We start from the raw sequence: 15829 nt of genomic DNA, 5'->3' as shown, positions 1-15829 counted from the left end.
TCACAAACCGATTCAAGCTGGAGTCAGAGTCTCGCTTCTCGGGGTTTTCGCGCGATAGCAACGACTTGCATGGTTAATCGTATGTTAATGTGAAGCTTCGGCGCATGCAAAACGTTAACTTGAAGTTTTTTCCTCAAGCGCCTGATGCTGCGGCATTTTTTGATCAGACTTAAAGTGGTCTGCCAGCTCTCGCCTGAGGATCCGATTCAAGGTCTTCGCAGACAGAATCAAGCTGGATCGGGCGACAGGGAATCATTCCGGATTCCGCTGGTCAAGTGCCCGGTCGCAAAGCCTGTGCGTGCCCCGGGGCTTTATCGACGCTGCAAGGAGTCGGTTAACAAAATGACTCCGCGTCATCGGGCGAGGCGGTCGCGACGAAGAAAACGCGACCGGCCCGGTCGGTATCGCGCGTCATGGTTAACTGCCGGTGAATTCCGGAGCCCGCTTCTCCATGAACGCGGTTCTCCCTTCCACGAAATCGCGGCTGTCGAAGCAGGCACCGGCCAGCGCCTGACAGGCGGCGAGTTCTTCGCCGGTGAGCCGTGCGGTCAGGGCGTCGATGCCGGCACGGGCGGCGCGAAGGGTAAGGGGCGCACCGCTGGCGATCTCTCCGGCAAGGCGCCGGGCCTCTGCCTCCAGCGTGCCGGGGGTGGCGACGACATCGAGGAAGCCGAAACGTTCGGCCTCCTGCACGCCGATGCGCCGCGCGGTGAAGAAGAGGAGCTTGGCGCGCGAGGGGCCGAGCAGCCGCACAACGTCGGCGATCGCGGTCGGCGGATAGCCGACGCCGAGACGGGCGGCGGGAATGCCGAAGCTGGCGCCGTCCTCGGCGATGCGCAGGTCGCAGGCAGCCGCAAGCCCGAAGCCGCCGCCGAGACAGAAGCCGCGGATCATCGCCAGCGTCGGCAGGGGAGCGTTGCGCAGCGCGTCGAAGGCGGCGGCGTTCGATGCTTCATACGCGCGGGCGGAGGCGGCATCCTTGCGCAGGGTGGCGAACTCGGAAATGTCGGCGCCGGCGATGAACGTCTCTTCGCCCGCCCCGCGCAACACGATGACGCGCACGCGCGGGTCGGCGGCGAGCTTGTCCACGGCCCTGGGGATGGCCTGCCACATGTCCAGCGTGATCGCGTTCTTGCGGGCCGGGTTGTCGACCTCGATCCAGCCGATGCGATCTTCGATGGCGGTGGCGATACGGGCTGTGCGGGTGTCGGCGGCGCTGTCGGTCATGTGGGGTCCGGGCTGTCGAAAGGGCGGGTCTCGCCCCGTTTATCGCAAGGTGCGCCGACCCAGTCCATTCGAGGGGAGCGCAAGACCTGCCTTCGAGACGGCGATGCGTACTGCAAGCTACGTGAAATGACCGTTACGGTAGGCTTGACCTATGGCCTTGCCCGCATAGATCGCGGTAGGATGGCACCAACACTCTGTGCTTGGAGGGAGCGCGATCCGCCTGCCGGACGTGGCTCCATAAGGAGGCGGACATGCCGCAAACCAATCCCCTTGCCGAGGCGCCGGCCCTGCCGCGCCATGACCCCGTCTGGAGCCAGTTGCGCGAAGAGGCCGAAGCGATGGTTCGCTGCGAGCCGGCGCTGGCCTCTTTCGCCTACGAGACCGTGCTCAATCACGACCGGCTGGAAGAAGCCGTCGTCCACCGGCTTGCGGACCGGCTCGGTCATGTGGTGGTCTCGCCCTCGCTGATCCGCCAGACCTACCTTGAGGCGCTGCAGGACTCGCGCGCGCTGGCCGAGGCTTTCCGTGTCGACCTGGTCGCGGTCTACGACCGCGATCCTGCCTGCACCCGGCTGCTCGAGCCGCTGCTCTATTTCAAGGGCTTCCACGCCCTGCAGACGCATCGTCTGGCCAACTGGCTGTGGAAGCGCGGACGCAAGGACTTTGCGCTCTACCTGCAGAGCCGCTGCTCGGAAGCCTTCCAGGTGGACATCCATCCGGCTGTGCCGGTCGGCGTTGGCGTCTTCGTCGACCATGCCACCGGCATCGTCGTCGGCGCCACGGCGCAGATCGGCGACAACGTCTCGATCCTGCAGAACGTGACGCTGGGCGGCACGGGCAAGGAGGAGGGCGACCGCCATCCGAAGATCCGCAACGGCGTGCTGCTCGGCGCCGGTGCCAAGGTGCTGGGCAATATCGAGATCGGCCATTGCTCGAAGGTGGCATCCGGCTCGGTGGTGCTGATGGACGTGCCGCCGAACTCGACCGTCGCCGGCGTGCCGGCGCGGGTGGTGGGGGCGGCCGGTTGCGCGGAGCCGTCGCGGACCATGGACCAGCTTCTGTCGCCGGATGGCGAGAAGGGCTGAGGCTCCTTCGCAGGACCTTCGCCACCTCGCCGTATCCGTGCGGCGTATCCCGATTGCAGGGCGCGCCGTCCCTCGCTTGGGGGAAAGGCGCGCTTTTTTCTTGGTTCGTGCGGCCGAATGTGTAGGTTCGGGCTCATTCCGGCATGGCCGGCAACCCGTTTGGGCGCGGATGCGACATCCGCCGCCCCAGAAAGGAGCCTTTCGTGAAGCCAGACGAGATCCGCAAGCTCGAGGCCTACCTCCAGAAGAAGTTCGAGCTTCCGAAGCTTGTCGTCCGTGCGCGCCCGAAGAAGGACGATTCCGCCGAGGTCTATATCGGCGAGGAGTTCATCGGCGTGATCTATCGGGACGACGATGACGACGACGACCTGAGCTGGAACTTCCAGATGGCGATCCTGTCGTACGATCTCGACGAGGCCTGAGCCGGACGGCATTCGCAGCGATGAGCTCCGGCATCCGGCCGGGGCTTGAAGAAAAACGGGCGCACCGCTTGGCGGGCGCCCGTTTTTCGTATCGGCATGCGGGATCGGTTCAGGAGGCGGGCTTGGGCGACAGGCCCGCGACCAGCGAGGCGATGCTGTCATCCAGCTTCTGCCAATGCTCTAGCTGGACCTGACGGAAGCGGTAGGTGGCGAACAGGCCGTCGCCGAGACGGATGCTGCGCTCGCAGGTGGCGGCCAGTGCCTTGTCCCGCGGGGTGAAGCAGCGGGCCGCGAAGAGGCGCCCCTCCTCGGAACGGTGGGCGACGAAGTCCGTGCCGCTGGCGGGATCGCCGGGCAGGGGCAGCAGGGCAAGGCCCGCAGGACCGGGCAGGGGATCGCCAGAGGCAAGCGACAGCCAGACCTGCGTGAGGCGCTCGCTCGTATCCATGATGTCGGCGGTGAGCGTCGGCTCCAGCGCAACCAGAATGACGGCGGATGTGTCGCTCGGATCGGCGAAGGCGCGGGCGTTGAGCTCGCTGTAGCCGTCCATGGAGGGCCACAGAACCGCAAGGCTCAGCCTGTCCACCGGTCCGCCGGCAACCCGCTCCTCGACCCGCCGCATCATGTTGGCGGGCACCTTGAGCTCCATGGCGCCGAGAGTGACGGGCACGCGCTCGCGGCTGTCGCTCCAGCCCGTGGGGCCGCGGGTGTAGGTCAGCCAGCTGCCGACCGTGTGGGCGACGAGCGCGGTGCCGGCCAGCGCCAGCGCAAAAACCATCGATGTGAAGTGCCGGGCTTCGATGCCCGTTCCGCCGGGAAGGGTGAGCGGCATCATCCGCACGCTCCCGCCGACGTCCGCAAGCGCGCGCCGGAGCGGGGCAGGGCGCCCATGGGGGTGTCCCGATGCGGGACAAGTGTCCCGATCTGCTGCGGGACACGGGACGCTCCGTTGGCCATCTTTGTGGTTACCAGTCCGTTAATGGGTTCGCCTAAACGGCATGCTATTTGCTGGAAGGAAACCCGAGTTACCGGTTAAGGTCCCAGAAAATTGGTTAACGGGGGGTTAACGACATCATGAGTGAACTGGCACTGGCGGTCTATCTCGGCTGCGCGGGCTTCGTCATTTCGGGAATTGTCGGCAGTTTCTATCAGCTTGTGACGGGAGAGCCCCTGCGGTTTGCCATTTCGGTGGAGACCTGGATCAAGGGTCTCCTGTCCTTCGTGCTGTGCGTCTTCGCGGGTCCCTTCATCATCATGCGTAACGCGATTCGCGGTCGCCGGATCGAACAGCGCCCTCTCGGCTGGCTGGTGGCCTCGTCCACCATCGCGGGAATGTGGAGTGTTTGCTCCGGCATCATGGTCGTGCATGCTGCACTGACGATCCTTCTGTAAGGCGCGGTGCCCCTCCGGGGCCGCGGCTTGCCTCTTCACCTGTCCTCCCGTCCCGCGCGACGCCCAGCCCTGCCGGAGTTTCCCATGCCGCTTTACCGTCTCGACGATTACAGCCCCGTCACGCCCGAGCCCGGCACCTATTGGGTGGCTCCCGACGCGGCATTGATCGGACGGATCGTGCTGAAGCCGGAGTCCAGCGTCTGGTTCGCGGCGGTGCTGCGCGGCGACAACGAGACGATCACCGTCGGTGAGCGCTCAAACGTGCAGGACGGCTGCGTGCTGCACACGGATATGGGTTTTCCGCTCGATATCGGCCGGGGCTGCACGATCGGACACAAGGCGATCCTGCATGGCTGCACCATCGGCGACAACACGCTGGTCGGCATGGGCGCGACCGTGCTGAACGGAGCTCGTATCGGCCGTAACTGCATCATCGGCGCCAACGCGCTGATCGCCGAAGGCAAGGAAATTCCGGATAATTCGCTGGTTGTCGGCATGCCGGGACGCGTGGTGCGCCAGCTCGATGAGGCCGCCGAGGCGCGGATCGCCGCGTCCGCAGAAGGCTATGTCGGCAAGTGGCGGCGCTACATTGCCGGTCTGTCGCCGGTCGCCGAGGGCTGAACAAAGAAAAGGCCGGTCTCCGCATTGGCGGAGACCGGCCGGCAACCCGACCTCGGGGTATGGGGGAGGGGACGGGCCCGGTTGCCATCAGTGACGGCGCAATCCTTCGTGTGTTGCCAATCCGCACGGGCGGCAGGCTCCCGGTCCTGCCAGCCGGGCGTCAGTTGCCGATGCTGGCCAGCGTGCTGGTGCGCAGATCGGAGATCGCGGCCCACTTTGCCGGGTGCGACGTGGACTGCCGCTTCACGAACCGGTAGGGGGCCGAATACCAGGGCAGTACGGCCTCGATCTGATTGTCGAGAATGACGTCGCCCTGATCGGTGCGGACCGTGAGAACCGCGTGGCCCGCGTTGTTGGTGTCCTTGACGACGGTGATCAGCAGGGCGCTGGCGGGCCAGCCGCGATTGAGCAGCACGCGCTTCTTTTCCAGCACGTATTCCTCGCAGTCGCCGGCGCCGTCCACCGGATAGGTCCAGTATTCCTCGACGCCGAAAAGCTCGATGTCGGTCACCGGACGGATGCGGGCATTCACCTCCGTGTTGACGGCGATGAGCTCGTTCCAGCGTTCGCGGTCGAGTTTCACGACCACGGCACCCTTGCCATCCGGCTCGCACTCCGCAGGGTTTTCCTGACAGAAGCCGACATGGCCGACAGGTGCCTTCGCGGTTGCGCCGGTTTCCATGAACCGGCCCGCCTGGGCATTCGCCTCGCTCATGCCTGCGGCGATCATTGCCAGTGCGACGAGAGTATACTTCAATGATTTTGCGTTCATTGTCATGTCTTCGCCCTCCCCAAGGCTGACTAGACAATGACACACGCATTTTTATTTGCGTCTAAGGTCTGGATCGGAAGTTTATTTGAAATATAAGAGATTTATACGATAATTTATACTTGTTTTGATTAAAATTGTAGGGATTTGAGGGGGCAGGCCACCGGCTTGCCGGCGGGCGAAAAACGCCTTTCCCCGCAAACCCATAGGCGATTGCGGAGGGGGGGACGAGGCGTGGAGCGAGGGGATAATGACGCGCAAAAACGCAGTCAGGCCCGCGCGGAGACGAGGTCCGGGCGAGCCTGTGGGGCGTTGGTCAGATCGTCAGGATCAGGAAATGTGCTTTTCGAGCAGGTCGCGGTTCTGGATGTTCGCGAACTCGACGGCGATGCCGTCCTCGGTATGACGCACCACGCGGGCGCGCATCTTGCCGATACCGATGGCCATGCCGATTTCCGGCTTCACCTCGGTCTTGAGCGAGGCGCCCGACAGCGACACGTCGATGATCCGCGACTTGTAGCTGCGCCCGTCCGGCAGGACGATCTGGGTGATCGGGTTCTTCGGCGTGAAACGCTCGTGCCGGCGGTCTTCCGGCAGGTTGAGCACGTCGCGATTGGCGAGCCAGGTCAAGACGTTGGCCAGCTTGTCGCGCTTGCGCAGCGGGGCGTTGATCCGCATCGCGAAACCGCCTTCGATCTCGCGCACGACCTCGCCCTCGATACGGCCGATATGGTCGACATAGGCGATGATGCGCTCGCCGACGCGTGCGGGAACCGGTGCGATCATGGCTGCGCCGCCGGGCGACATGTCAACGATCTGGCAGGGATACTCGCGACGATCCTCGAGCATGAAGCGGCCGAGAATATTGACGGGCACACGGGAATGGCGTCGGCGGTCGACATTCTTCGCTGCGGCAGCTGTCGTATACGTGAGTGCCGTGGCGTGCGCCATGCGTCGTCGACCTTCCCTGGAGCGCGCGACATGGATGCCGCACGAACTCTGCCGGTCGAAGATATGGTGTGGCAGTTAACAGTTGGTAAGCAACCGCCTGCGCAAGGCTGCGGATGTCAATACTTGCGGGGTGGGCAGCCGGGCGGCTGGATCAGCTCTTGCCGCCCTCGATGACCATCAGGTGCTGGACCCGCCGGGCATCGGCCAGAACCGGCATCGGCGGGGCGCTCTGCAGCACCGAAGGCTGCCGACCGAACCGCGGCACCGTGCTGACGGAGCCGCGCGGCTGCGGACGCAGGAAGGCGGGGCGTTCGTCCGGCCAGATCAGCCGTACGCTCTTGACCGTCTGCGACAGGATCGGATGCATGCCGGCCCAGTAGGGCTGTTCCAATGCGACACAGGCACCGAGCACGCGGCTGCAGCCTTCGCCGGGGATGTGCAGCGGCAGCAGCAGCATCTCCATGTCCACCGTCTGCTTGCGCTCCGTGTATCCGGTAATGCCGATCACCGCGGCGGCCGCATCCTCGGTCACCGCAGCCAGCAGCGTGGACAGGGCCTCGCGGTCCTCCTCGGACCAACCGCGCAGGATGTTGCGGTTTTTCAGCTCGCGGCAATGCAGCGCGCAGAGCCGGGTGCCGGCCAGGCGGTAGCGATAGGTGTCCCGGTCGACGAGTTCCAGGATGAAGGTATCGCCGAGCACGGCCCGGATCCGGCCCGGCTCGATCTCGCCGCGGTCGGGCGCCGGCCGCTCGCCGCGCAGACCGTCCCAGTATTCGTAGAGCTGCTGCGTGACCGGATGTTTCATGTCGACCAACCTTGCCCCCGGCTTCCGCTCGCTCCGGCAGATCCGCAGCGAGCCTCTGTCCTGTTTTTGCGCAAGGCCGACCATTGGACCCGGCAACTGTGCCGGAACGCGAGGCGCCTTGCGCATGATTGTCGGCAAATGCGGAAAACTGTCCGGTTTCGGGACGGATTTCCCACCTGTGCCGCGTCTTGCCGCTTACGAAGCAGGGCGCATGCCAAGGAGTTGAGCGGTTCGCTTTACTCCTTGTTAAGGTTAACGAAGAGTGGCGGTTGCCGCACCGTCTGTTTGATGCGCAGGATCGAGCAGTTGGTGAACACGACCTTACCTGCACTGCACGACGACTGACCTCGATTTTCGGAAACTCGGCCGGGGCGCCGATTTCTGTCACTTCCTGACCGCCCGGATCGCGTGGAAGCGCGGCGGGCGGTTTTCTTTGACCTTCTGCCCTGCGTGGCCCAAGGCAGGTGGCTTGACGGATCGGGCGCGGAGGCCGATCTGGTGACCGACAATCACCGCCAGGCACGAGACAATGCACGAACCCAGACCTTTGGACATCCACGATCAGGGCCCGCCGCCGCCGGAACCGGTCTTCAACCTGCCGAAAGTGGTGACGTGGCTGTCGCTGGTGCTGATCGGTGTGCACCTGGTCGACACGTATCTGCTGTCGCGTGACCTTCGCTACGAACTCTTGCTGACGTTCTCGTTCCTGCCGGCGCGCTACCTGCCGGACGCCGTCGCGCTCTACCAGTTGCCGGGCGGCGAGGCGGCGAAAGCCTGGACCTTCCTCACCTACGCCTTCCTGCATGGGGGGTGGGGGCATCTGTTCGTCAACGTGATGTGGATGGCGGTCTTCGGGTCCGCGGTCGCCCGGCGGTTCGGCACGGCAAGGTTTCTGTTGCTCTCGGCCGTATGTGCGGTGGCCGGCGCTGCCTTGCATCTTTCCCTGCACTTCGGCGAGGCGGTGCCGATGATCGGTGCCTCGGCCGCCATTTCCGGCCAGATGGCCGCAGCGACCCGGTTCGTCTTCGACATGGGCGGGCCGCTCGGTGCCATGCGCCGGACGGACGAATTCGCCTATCGGATTCCCGCATCCAGCATGGCCGCGACATTGTCGAACCCGAGGGCGCTGATGTTCCTGCTGGTCTGGTTCGGCATCAATTTCGTGTTCGGCATCATTCCGCTGCCGGGTGCCGGGGAAGGAAGCAGTGTCGCCTGGGAGGCCCATATCGGCGGCTTCGTGGCCGGCTTCCTGTTGTTTTCCCTTTTCGATCCGGTGCCGCGCCGCAGATAGGACACCTCTCCCCGCAGTGTTGCCGATTGCGCGGTGACAGGGATTTGTCATGATGGAAGCGGAATCGGGAGCCGGCAGGCTTCCGCCCGCAGCCAGGACAAGCCACCGGGAGGGTCGGACATGACGGTCGCATCAATTCTCAACGAGAAGGGGCGGGACGTGGTGACGGAGCGCGCCGAAACCACGATGCGCGAGATCTGCGCCATTCTGGGAGCGAAGCGCATCGGTGCCATCGTCATCACCGATGGCAAGGGCGCCATCCGCGGCATCATCTCCGAGCGCGATGTCGTCCGGGCGATCTCGCAGGACGGCACGGATGCGCTCGACAAGCCGGCGTCGGCCTACATGACCGCCAAGGTCGTGACCTGCAAGGCGACCGAGACGGTGAATACGGTGATGGCCCGCATGACCGGCGGCCGCTTCCGCCACGTGCCGGTGGTCAAGGACGGCAAGCTGGACGGACTGATCTCCATCGGCGACGTGGTCAAGCATCGCATCGCGCAGATCGAGCGCGAGGCGGAGGACATGCGCAACTATATCGCGATGACCTGACATCTCATGGTGCGGCGTGCCGGGCTGCCGGCTCGCCGCAGCTTACCGTGCGGACCCACAGGGATGCCCGCGGGGCGGATCAAGGCGGCAGAATGCAGGAAAACCGCTATCATCACCTCGGCTGGCATCACGGGATCGAACTGTTCGAGGCCGCCTTCAGCACCCAGACCTTCGCACGCCATGCCCATTCAGGCTTTGCCATCGGCGCCATAGCGGAAGGGGCGGGCGGGTATGTCTGCCGGGGGGAGAGCATGATCCTGCCCGCCGGCACGCTGTCTCTCATGAACCCGGAAGAGCCGCATACGGGCCATGCAGCGGCCGGGCGCGTGCGCTACAACATGCTCTACGCAGGCGAAGAGGCGGTTCGAGAGATTCTCGATCTGTCGCATCTGCGCGGCTTCGGCGAGATCGCGCCGCCGGACCGGGGACAGGTTCTGACGCGAGCGCTGGGCGCTCTCGCCGCGCGGCTGAACGCACCCAAGGGACCCGACTGGCAGCTCGCGATAGAAGAGGCCGTTCAACAGGCGCTCTCCTGCGCCTTCTCCCGGCATGGGCGTGCCGAACTGCGGCCCGCCGGGCGGGAAGGCGTCGCCATCCGCAGGCTCCAGGAGCGCATTGCCGCAGGCGTGGAGGCGGGAGAAAGCCTGTCGCTGGCGGACCTGTCGGCGGAAGTTGGCCTGACGCCGTCCTATCTGGTGCGCAGCGTCGCCAAGGCGACCGGCATGACCCCTCATGCGCATGTTCTCCAGCGCCGTGTCGATCTTACCCGCCGTCTGGTGCTGGAGGGAATGCGCGCGGCGGAAGCGGCGGTTGCCGCAGGCTTTTGCGATCAGGGCCATATGATCCGGCAGTTCCGGCGGCACTATGGGGTCACGCCCGGTGCCCTGGTCCGTCACTGACAGGTCAATTTCGTCCAATCCCGATGAGATCCGGCGTGGCAAGGGCATCCCCTGACAGCAGGGGAATGCCATGTCGATCAAGCCTGTGATCATTCTGTCCGACAGCCTGCCGGTGGGGCTGAAGGCCAATTTCGCCGCCGTGCTGGGGATGAGCCTCGGCCGGTTCGAGCCTGCCCTCGTGGGTGCCGACACACCGACCAGCGATGGTGTCGTCCTCGCCGGGATCACGACAGTGGCGCTGCCGGTGCTCGGTGCTCCGCAAGAGGACTTGCCCGTCCTCTTCGCGGCAGCGGAGATCCTGCCGCTTCGTCTTGCCTATATGCAGGCGGCCTTCGAGGCGCGAAACTACGAGGACTATTCGCAGCGCATCGCCGCCGTGCCGCTTGCCGGCCATACGCCGCAGGCGATCCTGCTGGCCGGCCCACGCAAGGCGGTCGACCGGATCTGCGGCAGGCTGCCGCTCTTGCGATAATGGCGGAGTGCGAAATAGGCGGCGGCGCTCAGCCGCCGTAGACGTCCTTGGGATCGTAGACCCGCTCGCCGCCGGCCTGCTCCAGTCCGACCACGCCGTTTTCGCCCGCAACGATGCGGCGATAAAAGCAGGAGCGATAGCCGACATGGCAGGTGGCGCCATTGCCTGCGACACGCACCTTCATGACCAGGGCGTCTTGGTCGCAGTCGGTGAGGAGTTCGACGACCTGCTGCACCTGTCCGGAGGTGCCGCCCTTCTTCCAGTATTCCTGGCGGGACCGGCTCCAGTACCAAGCTTCGCCCGTCTCGATGGTCCGGGCGAGCGCCTCGGCATTCATGTAGCCGACCATCAGCACGGTGCCATCGTCTGCATCAGTCACGACGCAGGCGATGAGCCCGTCGGCATCGAATTTCGGCTGGAAAACGTTGCCGTTTTCCAGCTCGTTCTTGTCGCCGCGCCCGGCGAAGCGAATGTCGGTCATGTCTCTTCCGTCGACGCCGGGCGGCGTCCTGTCCCTGCGAGCTGTATCAGTCGCGACGGCCGCCGCGGACCAGGCTCATGAAGCGCACCTGCTCGCTCGGGTCGTCCCGGAACACGCCGGTGAACTGGGTCGTGATGGTCGAGACGCCCTGCTTCTGCACGCCGCGCATGGTCATGCACTGGTGCTCGGCCTCGATCATCACGGCAATGCCGCGCGGGGCAAGGTGCGTGTCGATCGCATCGACGACCTGAGCCGTCAGGTTCTCCTGCGTCTGCAGGCGCTTGGCGAAGATGTCGATCACGCGCGCGATCTTCGACAGGCCGACCACGCCTTCCGACGGATAGTAGGCGACATGCGCCTCGCCGACGAAGGGCAGCATGTGATGCTCGCAATGCGAGAAGAACGGAATGCCGCGCACGAGGACGATGTCGTCATAGCCGCCGACATCCTCGAAGGTGCGCTTCAGGTGCTCCGCCGGGTCCTGGAAGTAGCCGGAGAAGATTTCCTCATACGCCTTCGCGACGCGCTTGGGCGTGTCGAGCAGGCCCTCGCGCTCGGGATCGTCTCCGGTCCAGGCGAGCAGCGTGCGCACAGCCGCTTCGACTTCCTCGCGCGACGGGCGCGGGCGGTTAGCCGCCGCAGTATCATCGCGGGTCGTGACCGGCTTCAAGATGGCATCCATTGCGGGATCTCCCGATTGTACTGTATTCCGCATCCCTTACGCCGCCCCCGTGATTTCGGACCACTGGAGTTTCTCGAAGTGCTGGCCCCGGGCGGCGGAGGGGTCGCATGCCATGTTGTTTGAATTACGGCAATTCCGCGCGACCTGTCCGGCCCGGTCGCGACCTGAGACCTGTGTGTCCATTTCTTTCCCGCGTTCCACCCTATATAAGAAATGCCAAATGGCTGTGAAGCCGGTTGCTCCGGCGTCACGCTGTCTTGATGAGGCGCCCATGCTCGACGACATCTACAATTCGAAGATCCTCGAACTCGCCGGCAACATCCCCTGCCTTGGCCGTCTCGACGCACCCGATGCCTCCGCGAAGGCGTATTCAAAGTTGTGCGGCTCGACGGTGGTTGTCGACCTGAAAATGCAAGAAGGAGTTGTGACCGATTTCGCGCAGGACGTCAAAGCCTGCGCGCTCGGACAAGCTTCGGCGTCCATCGTGGCGCGGCATATCAAGGGTGCGACGCTGAGCGAGCTGCGCGAAGCGCGCGACGCGGTGCTGGCGATGCTGAAGGAAAACGGCCCTCCGCCGAGCGGGCGATTTGCCGAGGCTGCCGTGTTGCAGCCGGTGCGCGAGTTCAAGGCGCGCCATGCCTCCACCATGCTGGCCTTCCAGGCGGTGGTGGATGCTGCCGAGCAGATCGAGGCGCGGCGGGCGGCCTGACATCACCCGCCATGTGCTCCGATCATCCCACCGGCAAGCGTCCGACAACCGCATCCCCGGGGGTGCCGGCCCGCATCGGCTTGCTGCTGATCCGTGTCTATCAGCTGACGTTGTCGGCCTTCATCGGCCGCTCGTGCCGCTATGCGCCGAGTTGTTCCGGTTATACGGCCGATGCGATCGCGCGCTACGGGTTGTGGGCGGGAAGCTGGGTCGGCCTTGCGCGCCTGCAGCGCTGCCGTCCGGGTGGCGGCAGCGGGTTCGACCCGATCCCCGACCAGTTGCCGGAGAGCGCCCGATGGTATCTGCCGTGGCGCTACGGGCGCTGGACGGCGGACCATATCGACCCGGCGACGCGGCTCGATTGAGACCATCTGCGGACGTCATGCGAATTCCGTCGAAGCCATGCGAAAGCCGTTGAAGACGCAAGGCGAATTTGGAGATAGAGACCTTTCAGGTCATCATCGGGAAAGCGCCACGAACGAACAGGCGGCAACCGGTGAGCGATCCAGCAGAATTCCCCGGAGATTCGGACTTGAACACTCTCGAGACAGGGCCGGCCCCGGCACCTGAAGCCGGCCGCGACAGCGCGCCGGAAACGGACCCCGAACCTCGACCCGGCGGCGACAGACCAACCCTGCGCGCCGCCAGACCGGAAGACCTTGCCGCGCTCGTCGAGGTCGAGGAAGCCTGTTTCGCGCAGGACAGGATCTCGCGCCGCTCCTTCCGCCGCTTCCTGGAAAGCTCCGGTGCCTCCTTCGTCATCGCCGAGAGGGCGGGGAAGATCATCGGCTATGCCCTGCTGCTGTTCCGCTCGGGGACCGCGCTTGCACGACTCTATTCCTTTGCCCTGAGAGAGGAGATGCGCGGCTTCGGATACGGCCGGGCGCTGCTGGCTGCGGCCGAGGCCGACGCCTTCGCCCGTGATCGCATCGTGCTGCGCCTGGAAGTGCGGGAGGACAACGCCACCGCGCGCGGGCTCTACACCAAGGCCGGGTACCGGGTGCACGGACGGGTTGCCGACTATTACGAGGACGGCACTGCCGCTCTTCGGATGGAGAAGCTGTTGCACGACGAGGGTGCAGCGCCGTCTGCCGTGCCCTACCACGCTCAAACGAGCGAGTTCACCTGCGGCCCCGCCTGCCTGATGATGGCGCTCAAGCATTTCGATCCGGCAACAGAGCTCGGCGAGAAGCTGGAACTGCGGCTCTGGCGGGAATCGACGACCATCTATCTTGCCTCCGGACATGGCGGCTGCGGGCCGTTCGGCCTTGCGGTCGCGGCGGCGAATCGTGGCCTCTCGGCCGAGGTGCGCCTGTCTCCGCCGGGTCATCTCTTCATCTCCTCCGTACGCGACCCCGACAAGCAGCGGGTGATGCAGACGGTGCAGGACGACTATCGCGCAGAGGCGCGGCGGCTCGGCATCCCCGCGATGGAGGAGCAATTGCCGGCGCGGGCGCTGGCGGAGGAGGTGCGTGCGGGCGCGCTCGCCATCGTGCTGATCTCCGAATACCGCATGCTCGGCCGGCGCGGGCCCCATTGGGTGCTGGTACAGGGCGAGGATGCCCGCCATCTCTTCATTCATGACCCCTGGCTCGGCTACGAAGGCTACGAGACGCCGCAGGACGCCTCGAACCTGCCCGTACCCGATGCCGAATTCGACCGTATGGCCCGTTGGGGCAAGCCGCCGGTGCGCGCGCAGATCATTTTGAGAAAGGGCTGAGATCGATGGCTACATGGGTCGTTCTCGTCGACAATCCGAAGGACTTTTCCAACGCCGACACGCCGCACAAGGTGATGAGCGTGCGCGACTACATGCTGCGCCCCAAGCTCTTTACCGGCACCAACCCGAACATCATCAACCTGTCGCGGTCCTTCGCGTATCAGGGGGCGGGCTACTATGCTTCGCTGCTGGCGGAAGCCCGGCAGCACCGGGTGCTGCCCAATGTCGAGACGATGATCGAGCTGTCGCGCAAGGGACTCTACCGGCACGCTCTGCCCGAGCTCGAGGACAGTCTCAACCGCTGCCTGGCGAAGACCGAAGACGTCGGCGACAAGCTGCTGGTCTGCCTCGGCCAGACCGAGATCGCCGCGCTGGAGCCATTTGCGCGTCTGCTGTTCGATTGGTACCGGGCGCCGATCCTGGAGGTGAGCCTTGGCAAGGACAGCTGGCGGGCGATCACCCGCATTCGCGTCGTGCCGATCTCCGATCTCGATCCGACCTCGCGCAGCTTCCTGAGCGCCAGTCTGGAAAGCTACACGCATCGCGCCTGGCGGGCGCCCAAGCAGCGCCTGCCGATGAAATACTCGCTCGCCGTGCTCGCCAACGCCAAGGAGGAGCTGCCGCCCTCGAGCCAGGCCTCTCTTCGCCACCTGGCCAAGGTGGCCGCGCGCCAGGGTGTCGAGATCGTGCCGATCGGCAAGGGCGATCTCGACCGGCTGGCGCAGTACGATGCGCTGTTCATCCGCGAGACGACGAATATCGACAATCACACCTACCGCTTCGCCCGGCGCGCGGTGCAGGAGCGGATGCCGGTGATCGACGATCCGGTGTCGATGATCCGCTGCACCAACAAGGTCTATCTCGCCGAGCTGATGGAGACGCACGGCATCCCGATTCCGAAGACGGCGATCCTGTCGAGCGTCAAGGAAGCGGCGGGACTGGAGGCGCGGCTCGGTTCGCCGGTGGTGCTGAAGATCCCGGACGGCTCGTTCAGCCGTGGCGTGTTCCGCGTCGCGGGCGAAACGGCCATCGCCGACAAGGTGAAGGAGTTGCTTGAAGACAGCGACATCATCATCGCGCAGGAATATTGCCCGACCGAGTTCGACTGGCGCATCGGCGTGCTCGACGGCGAGCCTCTGTTCGCCGTGCAGTACCTGATGGCCAAGAAGCACTGGCAGATCGTCAAGCATGAGGACGGCAAGCAGGCGAAGGAGGGAAGCTTCCGCTCCATCTCGCTCGCCGAAACACCGCCAGCCGTGGTAGAAACGGCCGTGCGTGCAGCGCGCCTGATCGGCGACGGTCTCTACGGTGTCGACCTCAAGTCCTTCGGCGATCGGGTCGTCGTCATCGAGGTCAACGACAATCCCAACCTCGATCATGGGGTCGAGGACTCGATGGAAAAGGACGCGGTCTGGGAGCGGCTCGTGCGCTGGTTCGTTCGCCGGATCGAGGCTCGGTAACGGCTTTTCGGCGAATGCTATGCGCCGCGACGGTCGCGCCTGGAGGGGGTGTCTCCACTCCTTCCCCGTGGGGGGAGGGCTTTTGGCGATTTCATCGTCCGTAGGGTAAGTATTGCTCCTTAAAGTAATTTTCTTCCAGATGCGCACCGATAAATCGGTTGGGCGGAACGGCTGTTTTTTTGGTGGCTGCCTTTGATGTCCTTAGCGTCATGGTTGTATTTATTGGCATAAAATCACCTAGAGGTAATTTTACTGCAATTGATGATAGAATTGATTCAATCTTGGATTTCG

The 15829-nt window shown here is 64.8% G+C and carries 19 protein-coding genes; 12 read left to right on the top strand and 7 right to left on the bottom strand.

Going from position 1 to position 15829, the window contains the following annotated elements:
* Positions 1–417 precede the first annotated feature (417 nt).
* Entirely contained in the window at positions 418–1227 is an 810-nt protein-coding gene (locus BBX35_RS05070; RefSeq protein WP_067216737.1) for an enoyl-CoA hydratase, read from the bottom strand.
* A 251-nt stretch (positions 1228–1478) separates the two neighbouring features.
* Between BBX35_RS05070 and cysE the strand changes: the two genes are divergently transcribed.
* Together cysE and BBX35_RS05060 are read left to right on the top strand one after the other, a co-directional pair.
* The gene (gene cysE / locus BBX35_RS05065) at positions 1479–2312 is read left to right on the top strand and encodes a serine O-acetyltransferase (protein WP_067216734.1); all 834 of its coding nucleotides are present in this window, start codon (positions 1479–1481) and stop codon (positions 2310–2312) included.
* A gap of 203 nt (positions 2313–2515) precedes the next feature.
* Complete coding sequence (locus BBX35_RS05060) at positions 2516–2734, top strand: DUF3126 family protein (protein ID WP_067216731.1); 219 nt, start codon at positions 2516–2518, stop codon at positions 2732–2734.
* Positions 2735–2843: 109 nt separating this feature from the next.
* Here BBX35_RS05060 and BBX35_RS05055 read toward each other — a convergent pair whose 3' ends face one another.
* Positions 2844–3569 carry a hypothetical protein gene (locus BBX35_RS05055; protein WP_067216730.1) on the bottom strand — a complete coding sequence of 242 codons (726 nt, stop codon included), beginning with the start codon at positions 3567–3569 and terminating at the stop codon, positions 2844–2846.
* A gap of 239 nt (positions 3570–3808) precedes the next feature.
* On the opposite strand from BBX35_RS05055, the gene BBX35_RS05050 reads away from it, so the two are divergent.
* Together BBX35_RS05050 and BBX35_RS05045 are read left to right on the top strand one after the other, a co-directional pair.
* Positions 3809–4126, top strand: a complete 318-nt coding sequence (locus BBX35_RS05050; RefSeq protein ID WP_067216727.1) for a DUF6949 family protein — start codon at positions 3809–3811, stop codon at positions 4124–4126.
* An 84-nt stretch (positions 4127–4210) separates the two neighbouring features.
* On the top strand, positions 4211–4747 hold the full coding sequence (locus BBX35_RS05045; RefSeq protein ID WP_067216726.1) for a gamma carbonic anhydrase family protein: 537 nt from the start codon (positions 4211–4213) through the stop codon (positions 4745–4747).
* Between the two features lie 160 nt (positions 4748–4907).
* Here the strand turns inward: BBX35_RS05045 and BBX35_RS05040 are convergent, their stop codons facing one another.
* From BBX35_RS05040 to BBX35_RS05030, 3 genes are all read right to left on the bottom strand, one after another.
* Positions 4908–5525 carry a transglutaminase-like cysteine peptidase gene (locus BBX35_RS05040; RefSeq protein ID WP_088946037.1) on the bottom strand — a complete coding sequence of 206 codons (618 nt, stop codon included), beginning with the start codon at positions 5523–5525 and terminating at the stop codon, positions 4908–4910.
* A 321-nt stretch (positions 5526–5846) separates the two neighbouring features.
* Positions 5847–6467: a PilZ domain-containing protein gene (locus tag BBX35_RS05035; protein WP_067216721.1), complete on the bottom strand. Its 621-nt coding sequence runs from the start codon at positions 6465–6467 to the stop codon at positions 5847–5849.
* Between the two features lie 151 nt (positions 6468–6618).
* Positions 6619–7272, bottom strand: coding sequence for a PAS domain-containing protein (locus BBX35_RS05030; RefSeq protein WP_067216719.1), 654 nt, complete (start codon positions 7270–7272; stop codon positions 6619–6621).
* Positions 7273–7801: 529 nt separating this feature from the next.
* Here BBX35_RS05030 and BBX35_RS05025 point away from each other — a divergent pair.
* From BBX35_RS05025 to BBX35_RS05010, 4 genes are all read left to right on the top strand, one after another.
* On the top strand, positions 7802–8563 hold the full coding sequence (locus tag BBX35_RS05025) for a rhomboid family intramembrane serine protease (RefSeq protein WP_067216716.1): 762 nt from the start codon (positions 7802–7804) through the stop codon (positions 8561–8563).
* A 120-nt stretch (positions 8564–8683) separates the two neighbouring features.
* A complete protein-coding gene (locus BBX35_RS05020; protein ID WP_067216713.1) occupies positions 8684–9115 on the top strand; it encodes a CBS domain-containing protein in 432 nt (143 codons plus the stop codon).
* Between the two features lie 92 nt (positions 9116–9207).
* Positions 9208–10014, top strand: coding sequence for an AraC family transcriptional regulator (locus BBX35_RS05015; RefSeq protein WP_067216710.1), 807 nt, complete (start codon positions 9208–9210; stop codon positions 10012–10014).
* Between the two features lie 70 nt (positions 10015–10084).
* Positions 10085–10486, top strand: a complete 402-nt coding sequence (locus BBX35_RS05010) for a DUF2000 domain-containing protein (RefSeq protein WP_083206027.1) — start codon at positions 10085–10087, stop codon at positions 10484–10486.
* A 28-nt stretch (positions 10487–10514) separates the two neighbouring features.
* Here BBX35_RS05010 and hisI read toward each other — a convergent pair whose 3' ends face one another.
* Complete coding sequence (gene hisI, locus BBX35_RS05005; protein ID WP_067216708.1) at positions 10515–10967, bottom strand: phosphoribosyl-AMP cyclohydrolase; 453 nt, start codon at positions 10965–10967, stop codon at positions 10515–10517.
* Between the two features lie 46 nt (positions 10968–11013).
* Positions 11014–11649: a GTP cyclohydrolase I FolE gene (gene folE / locus BBX35_RS05000; RefSeq protein WP_067216706.1), complete on the bottom strand. Its 636-nt coding sequence runs from the start codon at positions 11647–11649 to the stop codon at positions 11014–11016.
* 271 nt (positions 11650–11920) lie between these two features.
* Here folE and BBX35_RS04995 point away from each other — a divergent pair, with 271 nt between their 5' ends.
* The 4 genes from BBX35_RS04995 to BBX35_RS04980 all read left to right on the top strand — a co-directional run bounded on the left by BBX35_RS04995 (position 11921) and on the right by BBX35_RS04980 (position 15538).
* The gene (locus BBX35_RS04995) at positions 11921–12358 is read left to right on the top strand and encodes an iron-sulfur cluster assembly scaffold protein (RefSeq protein WP_067216703.1); all 438 of its coding nucleotides are present in this window, start codon (positions 11921–11923) and stop codon (positions 12356–12358) included.
* An 11-nt stretch (positions 12359–12369) separates the two neighbouring features.
* The gene (gene yidD, locus BBX35_RS04990) at positions 12370–12723 is read left to right on the top strand and encodes a membrane protein insertion efficiency factor YidD (RefSeq protein ID WP_067216700.1); all 354 of its coding nucleotides are present in this window, start codon (positions 12370–12372) and stop codon (positions 12721–12723) included.
* Positions 12724–12890: 167 nt separating this feature from the next.
* On the top strand, positions 12891–14078 hold the full coding sequence (locus BBX35_RS04985; RefSeq protein ID WP_083206026.1) for a GNAT family N-acetyltransferase/peptidase C39 family protein: 1188 nt from the start codon (positions 12891–12893) through the stop codon (positions 14076–14078).
* Between the two features lie 5 nt (positions 14079–14083).
* The gene (locus BBX35_RS04980; protein WP_067216698.1) at positions 14084–15538 is read left to right on the top strand and encodes a RimK family protein; all 1455 of its coding nucleotides are present in this window, start codon (positions 14084–14086) and stop codon (positions 15536–15538) included.
* Positions 15539–15829: the final 291 nt, after the last annotated feature.

Source organism: Stappia indica, assembly GCF_001696535.1.
GTDB lineage: Bacteria > Pseudomonadota > Alphaproteobacteria > Rhizobiales > Stappiaceae > Stappia > Stappia indica.
Note: the sequence above shows the minus strand (reverse complement) of the source record. Positions and strands in the feature narration are given on the sequence as shown.